The following is an 11,297-nucleotide window of genomic DNA, read 5'->3' on the forward strand; positions in this document are numbered from 1 at the left end:
GCATGGATGCCCTTGCTCCTCGGTTACTTATTCACACGAAAAGCTTCCCAGGCCCCGCCAACCGAATTGCGGCTCGCTACAAGCTTACCGCCATTATTCAGATCACAGGTCACATACAGGTTATTGGCGAGTGCCTGCAACGCGATTGTTCCATCACCCAAATCCACACGATTGAACTTCTCCCATTGCTGAATAGTTGTGGCTTTTGCGATCAGAGCACCACCCAAATTAACATCTGCTGTGACATATTTATTATTGATTTTGGACTTGAGGGACACCGTTCCATCGGAGTTCGTGATCCATTCAAAAAGCTCCCAGTCTCCTGCCGTCGTCCGATCGGCGACAAGCTGGTCATTGCCTTGATTCTCGGCAGAGACGATTTGCTGATTGGCTTGAGCAATTAAATAGTTGTACCCGCTTGGATTCGGAGGCTGCACCGTGCCACCACCCGTAACCTCTGAATATACGGCCTGAAGCAGCGCACCTGAGCGGTCGTTGCTGTACTCCCAGAACATGATGCCACCCAGATTGCTATTTTTCACATATTGCACCTTCAGGCTGAGTGATTGTGGGTCGTCATACGAGATAAAAGTATTTCCATTAAACAGATAAGGAGCTTGGGCACTGCTGTCCCAGTACCGTGTATATCCGTTTTTATTCAAATATTGGCTGACAATGGTGTTGTAATCGGGTTCAAACCCCCCAGAAGCGGGCCTGTCCAGACCATTGTTCGAATTCTGCACACCAGTCCAAGCCCGGCCGTAAAAGGCTCCGCCAATGACCAGTTTGTTCGCGGGAACACCGCTATTTCTGAACAGATTGACCGCAGACGTTACACTAATATCTCTTCCTGACAGATTCGTATGATGACCTGTTGTTGCATCCCAGGTTCCATGAAAATCGTAAGTCATCAGATTGATCCAATCGAGCAGAGGCGTGATATTATTGATTTCCACACCGTTCAGATAACTGCTGCTCGCTCCTGCGGCAATGGTCAGCAGATATTGTTTGCCATTAATTTGTCCTTGAGCATTCAACTTCTCACGCACCTTCGAGAGCAGTTGTGTGAAATTTTGTTTATCCTGTGGCCGCGCGGTTGTACCGGCAGCAGGGTTGGTCGGATATTCCCAATCCAGATCGACACCATCCAGATTGTTGGAGGTTACCAACTGCACAATGCTGTCAGCAAAGGTTGTGCGTGAGGCGTCCGTTAGCGCAGCGTCTGAAAAACCGTTAGCTCCCCAGCCCCCAACAGACAATAACACCTTCAGATCAGGGTTTCTGAATTTCAATCCAACCATCAGTTGCAGTTTGGTACGATCTGAATTTGTAATTGTTGCTTTGCCGTTGGAGATGAGAGCGAAGGAATAATTGATATGAGAGAGCTGTTCTGCCTTGATTTCATTCGCGGTCCAGTTGGCCCAACCAGCCACATAAGCAATAATTTTCTTTGGAAGAGGAGCTGCGTCAGCTTGTTTCGCTGGTCCGATGGCAAATGTTGAAACGGTTAGTGCAAAAGATAAAAACAAGAGCATGAACACTTTTACAAATGAAGGGATCGTACCAACTCGATTTAGGTTCATCACATAACTCTCCTTTGGGGTTTTAATTTTAGGAATTCAGCAGCAGCCTCACGTTTTGGTTAGCAGGAGGGTCACGCCCTGTACTCCCTACTGTTTCTCTCGTTAATGCAGCTGAAAGACTATATTTGTTGATCCACATCGCTTCTTCACCCTTTCTGTTCCAGTCGTACTTGAAATAAAGGAAGCGTTTACAATTAAATGTAATCGATTTCATTTATGAGAAAAGGAATCTAGTTCGCTGAAATTCATGGATGGAATAAATAGATTCGCAGAAAAAAAAGGCTAACACAAAAAGGATCATAGTACGTTGATCTGAAGGGTAATGGGATATCAAAGGATCTTTGTAGCTGAAAATTTTTGATAATCTAGGGAAGAGTACACCAACGAATTACATTTACATTCATCATTGGCATGACTGGATGTATGGATGAGGAGTAGGTTCATAACCACTTTCAAAGTATTGATTACTGTCTGACGTGTAGAGTGTAAGTAGGCGGGTAAAATACTTATATAATCTAGTTAAAATTAGGATAATACAGAATTGAAATATTTGTCAATAAAAATTAAATTTGTCATTCTTCCAAAGTCCAAAATTCACACTACCTTAAAAACAAAAAAAAGATCTTCACCTGGCTGCGCAGGCAAAGATCGGAATAACAAACAAATCACTTACTGCTCCATAACATACTACAACATCCTATGAATGAGAAGCTGGATGTCCCTAGCAGAGATGAATCACACCCAAGATAATTACGCTGTTGTCTTTTCCTTTTTGACCATACTCCATAAACGATCCAGTAAGGTAGGTCGTTGTTCACCCATAAGAAGCTCGTCCTCGTCTTCCTGGCCATACAATTTAATGCTCATCACCAGTCCGATACAAGCCATATTAATGAGCAACGAGGTGCCTCCATAGCTGATAAATGGCAGCGTAATGCCCGTAAGCGGCATCAGCCCAAGGAAAGCGCCAATATTTTCAAACACCTGATATAACAACATGCCGATAATCCCCACAATCACGACAGGTCCCGCCCGGTCTCTACAGTGTAAAGCGATTAACACCATACGATGAATGAGGATAAAATACATTAAGAGCAGAACAGATCCACCTACAAAACCAAACTCCTCGGCAATGACCACAAAAATGGAATCCGAATATGTATACGGTACACGCCCCGATTGAACAGATGTGCCTTGCATGTAGCCTTTGCCTGTTATGCCTCCCGAGCCTATGGCGAGACCCGCATTTTTCGTATGCCAGGAAGCTTTCGACGTTGCTTTATCCGGTACAAGCCAAGGATCAATACGCTCGGCCCAGTGCTCCCGGTTCGCCTTTTCCAGAAAGGTAAAAATCTCATCGTGATATGACGTATATGCTTTGACGAATCCAAAAAAGGTTATCCCCACAATGGCAAGAGCAATTAGTGCATGCGACAACTTGATATTCCCTATCCATAACACAGCGACCAGAATCACGATGTATCCAAGGGCGTTGCCCAGATCATTCTGAATCATTACGAGTGCAAAGGGAACGAACGTCCATAAACCAATAGGAACGATATCTTTCCAGAAATGAAGCGTAGAATTTTTTCTTTTGACCAATACATGCGCCAGAAACAGAATTAAGATCATTTTAAACAATTCTGCCGGTTGAAAAGAAAGATAATCATTAATCTTTATCCAGCCATTCGCATTATTGATCGTGCCCCCTATAAAATTAACAAGAATCAACAGGACAATCCCAAACCCGTAAATATAAAACGCATATTGGATATACAGTTTATAATTGACTAATCCAATACCAATGAGGGCTACGAATCCAATCCCGTAAAACTGCAAGGTTTTGATATGATGATTGCCCAATTTCGGATCGGACTGAATCGCACTGTACACCGTAAATACACTCATGACCATAAGCAGCAGCAACACAAACAGAATAACCCCGTCCATCTTCTTCAGCATTCTTAGCATGTTCCTACGTATCCCCCTGAGGCTCAATAACCCAATAATTATTTCCAGTAGTCTTCAATATTACCATTGTATATAATTGGAAGACAAATTGGAAATCCGTCAAACAAATAACGAAAAACCCCGAAACCCACAGATCCATCTTGCTCCGATCTGTTGATTCCAGGGTTGGCTTATATCGTATTCACTTGCAAAGAGTCTGTCCTAGGATCAAAACTATTGCTCCTGTTGCGTTGATTTGCGTTTAAATAGTTTCATTACCAGTTCCGTAATGCTTGGCTGTTCTGAGGAACCGAGAATATCCTCGTTCTCTTCCGTATGCACTTTGATACTCATCACAAGTCCCATACTAAGCATGTTGAGAACAAGCGAGGTTCCCCCGAAACTGATAAACGGCAGCGTAATCCCTGTCAGCGGCATCAGACCAATGAACGGACCGATATTAACAAAGATCTGGTAGAGCAGCATCGCTATGATGCCGACAATCAGATAGGGCCCTGCCCTGTCCTTACATTCCAGTGCAATCAACACCAGTCTGTGAATCAAGATAAAGTAGAGCAGCAGCAGCACCGATGCTCCAACAAAACCAAATTCTTCACCAATCTGCACAAAGATCGAGTCCGCGTAGGCCAGCGGCACCCGATTCGACTGAATAGTGGTACCTTCCATGTATCCTTTACCGCTAATACCTCCAGAGCCTATAGCCAACTTGGCATTGTAGGTCTGCCAAAGCACATCCCTTGACGTCTGATCCGGCACGAGCCAAGGATCGAAACGATCTGCCCAGTGAGAGCGACCAATGTCCTTCAGAAATTTCACAACTTCGTCATGGTAATGAATATAGGCTTGTGTCCCACCTATCAAAGCGGCCACCGCTATGACAAAACCAATCAGGGCATGTGTGAATTTGATATTGCCTATCCAAAGAAGCCCTACCAGGATAACAACATAACTCAGCGCATTCCCCAAGTCATTTTGAAGCAATACGAGCAGCAACGGGGGAAGCACACAGAGTGAGATCGGGATGACATCTCGCCCAAAAAACAATGGTCTGTTTTTCTTCCTCGCCAGAAGCGCTGACAGGAAGACAATCAGACATAATTTGAATAGCTCGGCAGGCTGCAAGCTCAGGCCAAATATAGAGAGCCAGCCTTGAGCACCGTAGTACTCCTTACCGATAAACATAACAAGAATAAGCAGTATCATGCCCACGCCATAAATGTATAAGTAATTTTTAATGATCAATTTGTAGTTAATCATGGACATTCCGAAAAACACAATAAAACCGATAATATAAAAAATTACTGCTTTCTGGGGATAAACCTCCCACTTCGGTCTTCCGAAGGTGGTACTATAAATCGACAAGATACTAATGACCATCAGAATGAGCAATATAAAAACAATCGAATAGTCTATTTTTTTGAATTTATGCAGCATGTAGTTATGTTCCTCCAAGCATTCAGCAATCTTCGGTATATCTCATTGTAGAGGATTTCACGGCAAAAAGAAAACCCGTGGAACCTTACATTTTCGTCACCTGTTCCGAAGTGCGAACACCCAGCACATGCCGTTCAATGCCTGCAAGGTCCGGCACGACGATAATTTCCGGCCAATATCCGGCCGATTCAAGCAGAGCTGCGATATCCCCGGCCTGACCCTGACCCAGCTCAAAACCGATGATCTGCGGCGGTGCAGGCAGCAGCGCCAGCTGCTCCAGCATGATGCGGTACGGCCCCAGCCCATCCGGGCCGCCGTCCAGTGCCGTGCGCGGCTCATGATCGCGCACCTCGGGCTGCAACCCGGCGATATCTGCCGCCGGGATGTAAGGCGGGTTGGACACCAGGATGTCCACCCGTGCCCCAGCGAACGGGGCCAGCAGATCGCCTTCACGGAAGTCGATCTGCACTCCGTTCGCGGCCGCGTTGCGCGCGGCCACTTGCAGGGCAGCCGCCGAGATATCTCCGGCGCCTACCTGCCAGCGCGGGCGCTGCGAAGCCATCGTCACTGCGATGGCGCCGCTGCCCGTGCCAATGTCGACGGCGAGCGGAGCGCCGCCGGGAAACACGCGGTCGGCTTCACGCAGCACAGCCTCGACCAGCAGCTCGGTCTCCGGCCGCGGAATCAGCACGGCCGGCGTGACCTCGAACGGCAGCCCATAGAATTCCTGGCTGCCGATGATGTACTGCGCCGGCTCACCCGCAGCCTTGCGCGTGACGGCGTCTTCCCAGCGACTGCGAAGCTCGCTGGGAAACGGCTCCGGCTGCATCATATAGTACTCGGCCCCTTCGCGGCCGAGTACATGCTCCAGCAGCAGCCGGGCATTATTCTGCGGCTCGTACACGCCGCACTTCTCCAAAAAAGAGGAAGCCTCCACGAAGGCTTCCCGACAGCTCTGTTCCGGCGTCATGACAAACTGCGCGCGGCTCACAGCATTATTCTCCTCTATCCATCATATCCGTCTGCTCTGCAATGGTCAGTGCAGACAAGATATCTTCAATCTCACCATTCATGATTTGATCCAGCTTGTGCATCGTCAATCCGATACGGTGATCCGTAACACGGCTTTGTGGGAAGTTATAGGTACGAATACGCTCACTGCGGTCGCCTGTACCCACTTTGCTCTTCCGTTCACTCGAAATTTTTGCTTCTTCTTCCTGACGCATCATATCAAAGATACGCGTACGCAGAACCTGCAATGCTTTTTCCTTGTTCGAGTTCTGGGATTTACCATCCTGGCACGTCGCCACAATTCCCGTTGGAACGTGAGTTACCCGTACAGCCGATTTCGTGGTATTAACCGATTGTCCACCGGCACCACTGGAACAGAATGTATCTACACGGATATCTTTATCATGAATTTCGATATCGAAATCTTCGGCTTCAGGCATAACGGCTACGGTCGAAGTAGACGTATGAATACGTCCACCCGATTCGGTTGTCGGGATACGCTGCACACGGTGCGCACCACTTTCGTATTTCATTTTGCTGTAAGCACCACGACCGTTGATGAGGAAAATAACCTCTTTGAAGCCGCCCACATCATTCGTATTGGCATCCATCAGTTCCACGCGCCAGCCTTGATTATCGGCATAACGTGTATACATCCGGTACAGATCCGCTGCAAACAGCGCCGCTTCATCTCCACCAGCCGCTCCGCGAATTTCCACGATGACGTTTTTATCATCATTCGGGTCTTTTGGCAGCATGAGAACACGAATCAGATCGTCCAGTTCTTTCTGGCGAGTGCTCAGCTCATCAATTTCCATTTTGACCATTTCACGCATCTCGTCGTCCAACTTCTCACCCTGCATTTCTTTGGCGGCTTCGAGATCCTGACTTACCTGTTTGTACTCACTGTATGCTTCGTAGGTAGGTTGCAGATCGGATTGTTCTTTGGAATATTCCCGCAACTTCTTGTTATCACTTGCTACATCCGGGTCACACAGTAACTCGCTTAGTTTATCATAACGATCGGCTAACGCCTGTAATTTATCCAACATATATAGTCACCTCACGCTTTATTTTCGTTCCATCATTTCAACATTTATTGATCCCGATAGGCATTCATTCATGCATCATCAGACCATCTATATTTCACAAGGCACGGAGTTCTCAGAAATCCCTGACCGTAACATTCATTTTATGATCGACGTATAACATCGCTACAACGTCATCAAATCCTTTACTTTTAAGTTATAAAAAGAAATTACGCACCCTCTGTGGAACTCGCTTCAGCTCATCAAGTTAAGCGCGAAATTCAACATAGGTATACGACTCTTAATTATAGCATATTCTTATGCTCCTGAATAGCAACTGTTCGCCCGGGAGAGGACCAAAAAATTCCCAACCTACATAGCCGAAACATCAGAATCACCAGCTACAATATTTCCTCCTCTGTCTCTCCTACTTTTTTATTATATCCACCACCTGCAAACAATCCAGCAAAAGTAAAGGTTATGTAAAAGGTTCTAGAATATAAAACGCCCTGCCATCTTCAATGGAAGACAGCAGGGCTGTAGCAATTTTCTATCCTCTTGTGTGTATCAATTAAACGTTGAAGCGGAAGTGCATAACATCGCCGTCATTGACAACATACTCTTTACCTTCGAGGCGAAGTTGTCCACGCTCCTTGGCACCGTTCATGGAACCGGCAGCAACCAGATCGTTGTAGGAAACCACTTCCGCCCGGATAAAGCCACGCTCGAAGTCCGTGTGAATGACACCCGCTGCGCCAGGAGCTTTCGTTCCCTGACGAATGGTCCATGCACGAACTTCCTGTACGCCTGCTGTGAAGTACGTGTACAGACCCAGCAATTTGTAAGCAGCTTTGATCAACAGGTTCAGACCGGAATCCTCAATGCCGAGTTCCTCCAGGAACATTTGTTTATCTTCGCCTTCAAGCTCAGAGATCTCTTCTTCCACTTTCGCACTGATCGGTACCACTTCTGCATTTTCAGCAGCTGCGAATTCTCTTACTTTTTGCACATAGGCATTGTTCGCTACATCGCCGATTTCGTCCTCAGCTACATTGGCTGCGTACAGAACAGGCTTCAGGGTGAGCAAGTGCAGATCGCGCACGATCAGACGCTCTTCGTCCGTAAGCTCCATGCTGCGTGCTGGCTTGTCTTCGTACAGAACAGCCTTCACTTTCTCCAGTACTTCCACTTCCTGAGCAGCCGACTTGTTGCCGCCCTTCATGTTTTTCTTGGAGCGATCGATTTTTTTCTCGACACTCTCGATATCGGCCAGGATGAGCTCCAGATTGATCGTTTGGATGTCGCTTACCGGATCAATTTTGCCATCGACGTGTGTGATGTTCTCGTCTACAAAGCAGCGTACCACGTGTACAATCGCGTCTACTTCACGAATGTGGGCAAGGAACTTGTTACCAAGACCTTCGCCTTTGCTCGCACCACGAACAAGACCTGCGATATCTACAAATTCAAATGCCGTTGGTACCGTTTTTTTCGGTACAACGAGTTCTGTTAATTTGTCCAAACGCTCGTCCGGTACTTCAACGATCCCCACGTTAGGGTCAATCGTACAGAACGGATAGTTTGCCGATTCGGCACCAGCTTGTGTAATTGCGTTAAACAGTGTGGATTTACCAACGTTAGGCAGGCCCACGATTCCAGCTTTCAAAGCCATGTATATGACAACTCCTCATTGATTACTTGTTCGGTATGGATAATCCTATACATTATATATGACAAACCCCAAGGCATCAAGGAACTTTGGATTTGGGTTTATCGCTGTATTAGGTGTTCAATTCCTTGTACATCGTCAGATCAGTTACCTCATACCCCATCTTGCGATACAGGCTGCTTGCCCGCACATTATGTCCAAACACATGCAGACCAATGCGATCCACGCCAAGACTCAAGGCTTCCCTTTCAAGTGCCTCCATCGTCTCTGTACCATAACCCTTGCCCCGATAGGCTTCTTCGACCACAATATCCAGCAAAAAAGCGTCTTTGCCACGGCGGTTATCCGTAACGTTAAACCAGATATAACCCACATTCCCGTCCACGGCATGTACCAAATTATAGAGGTAAGCACCCGGTGTATTCAGCCCTTCAGGCAAATATTTATCGTAGGATGCCTCCGCAAGTCCCTGCGCCTCTTCCGCAGCCCAAGTCCCCGCCTCTACTTTCTCTTCTGCAAAATCTTTAATCGAGCGAATATGGAAATTAGCATATTCTTCTTGATTCATTGGGATCAGTTCCATTGGTTTCCCTCCTAGTTCGAGTGTTCTATGTATGATCTTTTTGCACTCTATAGTATTGTATCTTGTTATACCATGGTCTGCATGATGCAATTCCAGCCAAATCCTATACAACTTTTGGTTACCTCACTCTGTTTATACCTATATGAAAGAAAGGAGCAGATCACTTATGAATACACGTCGTCCCTTTTCAAAAAGGAAAATAATCATCCTTTCTACAGTGATTCTCTTCATTGGATTAGTTATTTCTATGGGTTATCAGGCGCTGGACCCCTTCAGACATTTAAGGATCACGATTCACAATCAGTCCGATTATGATCTCTCTAATATCACAGCACGTGTGAGCAGCGGCATTGACTCGTTCAATACAAACAATGAGGGTACTATATACACCTTAAAGAAAGGTGTCCCCAGCGGGGAACAAGTGAAGTTCGCTCCACAGCTGCGACTCTCCGGTGAAGGATCCATCTATCTGAAGTTTACGGACAGCCGTGGTGAAACCTATAACAAGACGGTGTGTGGATATACCGAATACTTGTCTGGCAACTCCTATGTGACTGTAACCAACGAAACGATTACCGTAAAGGAGGAATGTATGTAGCCCTTCTCTCCCACGTCAAACAACAAAAAGAGGCTCCCCGATACGTCATGACCTGACGGGGCACCCCTTATAACGCGTTATCAACTTGTAACGAAACACTAGCCGTCCTATTAGATCTTAATTGCACAGATTCGGCGGGGTAACGAACCACAGAAGCTTTATACCCTCATTTTGCATGTCACATCATACATTTTGCAGGAATAGCGTGTCTAAGGTTCGTTAATCTATTCATCCCAAGCAAATTCACATAATAAGGTGCATCCGGTTCGTTAGCTCAGCTTACATATATCCAAATCAAATTTAACGCCGCTCCACCAGACGTGGCGTGCCTTGCAAATCCTCGATCCGCCCTGCGCCAATGCCAAACATGACGGTACGCAGCTCGAATTCCACCTGTTCTAGACACTGATCTAGCGCTGCATCCGAGGCAACAGCAGACTCCAGCAAAGATCGCCCGAACCCGGCCAGGTCTGCACCAAGCGCCAGTGCTTTGGCCGCATCAACACCGCTGTATAACCCGCCACTGCCAATCAGAGCACCCGTGGGGTTCACCGCTCTCACTTCCTGAATACATTCCGCTGTCGGAATGCCCCAGTCTGCAAAAGCTTCTGCTGCCGCACGACGTACCGGATTCGAATTCCGGAACTTCTCTACTTGCACCCAACTGGTGCCACCTGCTCCAGCTACATCAATAAAAGCCACACCTGCTTCGTACAATCGTTGTGCCGTTACTCCATCTATGCCAAAACCCACTTCTTTCACACCAACAGGTACATCTAATTGCTGGCACAAACCCTCGATTCGATGAAGTAATCCGCTAAAATCGGTATTGCCTTCAGGCTGGAAGATCTCCTGCAAACTGTTCAAATGCAGCACCAGCATATCTGCGCCAGCAATCTCAACTGCCCGCTGGAAATCAGCAGTGTTGAAGCCGTAATTCAGCTGCACCGCACCGAGGTTCGCAATGACCGGAATATCCGGTGCCCAGCGCCGCACATCAAAGGTCGTTGCCAGTTCAGGCTGTTCCACGGCAGCCCGAATCGAACCTACGCCGAGTGCCCAGCCTCGGGCGTTCGCCACACGGGCGAGCCGCTCATTGATGGCGCCCGTTGTTTTGCTTCCACCCGTCATCGAACTGATGAGCAGGGGTGTACGTACCCTTTTACCAATAAACGCAGTCTCCAGACTTACCTCTTCAAAATTCAATTCAGGTAACGGGTTATGACGAAAAGCATACCGCTCCATTCCGCTGGTTACCCCTTCTCCTGCCACATTCTCTTCAAGACAGAGGCGCACATGCTCCAGCTTCCGTTCCCCCGTAGCCACCTCGGGAAGCAGCCGTTCGCCGGCTCGCTCTTGTTCATTCATGATGAGACCTCCTTATGTGAGAATAGTGCTGATGGACAGGATAATTGCCAGT

Annotated in this window: 9 protein-coding genes; 1 reads left to right on the forward strand and 8 read right to left on the reverse strand. The window is 47.2% G+C overall.

Features of this window, described 5'->3' with window-relative positions; all coding sequences use genetic code 11:
• Positions 1-23: 23 nt before the first annotated feature.
• From AC3ITG_RS29535 to AC3ITG_RS29565, 7 genes are all read right to left on the reverse strand, one after another.
• A complete protein-coding gene (locus AC3ITG_RS29535) occupies positions 24-1,583 on the reverse strand; it encodes a glycosyl hydrolase family 18 protein (RefSeq protein ID WP_489252139.1) in 1,560 nt (519 codons plus the stop codon).
• 750 nt (positions 1,584-2,333) lie between these two features.
• Complete coding sequence (locus AC3ITG_RS29540; RefSeq protein ID WP_489252140.1) at positions 2,334-3,554, reverse strand: FtsW/RodA/SpoVE family cell cycle protein; 1,221 nt, start codon at positions 3,552-3,554, stop codon at positions 2,334-2,336.
• 213 nt (positions 3,555-3,767) lie between these two features.
• On the reverse strand, positions 3,768-4,988 hold the full coding sequence (locus AC3ITG_RS29545; RefSeq protein ID WP_489252141.1) for an FtsW/RodA/SpoVE family cell cycle protein: 1,221 nt from the start codon (positions 4,986-4,988) through the stop codon (positions 3,768-3,770).
• A gap of 85 nt (positions 4,989-5,073) precedes the next feature.
• Positions 5,074-5,958, reverse strand: coding sequence for a peptide chain release factor N(5)-glutamine methyltransferase (prmC, locus tag AC3ITG_RS29550; RefSeq protein WP_082350848.1), 885 nt, complete (start codon positions 5,956-5,958; stop codon positions 5,074-5,076).
• Positions 5,959-5,983: 25 nt separating this feature from the next.
• A complete protein-coding gene (gene prfA, locus AC3ITG_RS29555) occupies positions 5,984-7,051 on the reverse strand; it encodes a peptide chain release factor 1 (protein WP_064641884.1) in 1,068 nt (355 codons plus the stop codon).
• Between the two features lie 547 nt (positions 7,052-7,598).
• A complete protein-coding gene (gene ychF / locus AC3ITG_RS29560; RefSeq protein WP_413374311.1) occupies positions 7,599-8,699 on the reverse strand; it encodes a redox-regulated ATPase YchF in 1,101 nt (366 codons plus the stop codon).
• 109 nt (positions 8,700-8,808) lie between these two features.
• The gene (locus AC3ITG_RS29565; RefSeq protein ID WP_489252142.1) at positions 8,809-9,279 is read right to left on the reverse strand and encodes a GNAT family N-acetyltransferase; all 471 of its coding nucleotides are present in this window, start codon (positions 9,277-9,279) and stop codon (positions 8,809-8,811) included.
• A gap of 166 nt (positions 9,280-9,445) precedes the next feature.
• Between AC3ITG_RS29565 and AC3ITG_RS29570 the strand changes: the two genes are divergently transcribed.
• Positions 9,446-9,877: a hypothetical protein gene (locus AC3ITG_RS29570; RefSeq protein ID WP_489252143.1), complete on the forward strand. Its 432-nt coding sequence runs from the start codon at positions 9,446-9,448 to the stop codon at positions 9,875-9,877.
• A gap of 300 nt (positions 9,878-10,177) precedes the next feature.
• On the opposite strand, the gene fni is transcribed toward AC3ITG_RS29570, so the two are convergent.
• Positions 10,178-11,245 (reverse strand): type 2 isopentenyl-diphosphate Delta-isomerase, encoded by a 1,068-nt coding sequence (fni, locus tag AC3ITG_RS29575; protein ID WP_489252144.1) that lies wholly within the window; start codon positions 11,243-11,245, stop codon positions 10,178-10,180.
• Between the last annotated feature and the right edge of the window lie 52 nt (positions 11,246-11,297).

The organism is Paenibacillus sp. GL_099_B, assembly GCF_057835695.1.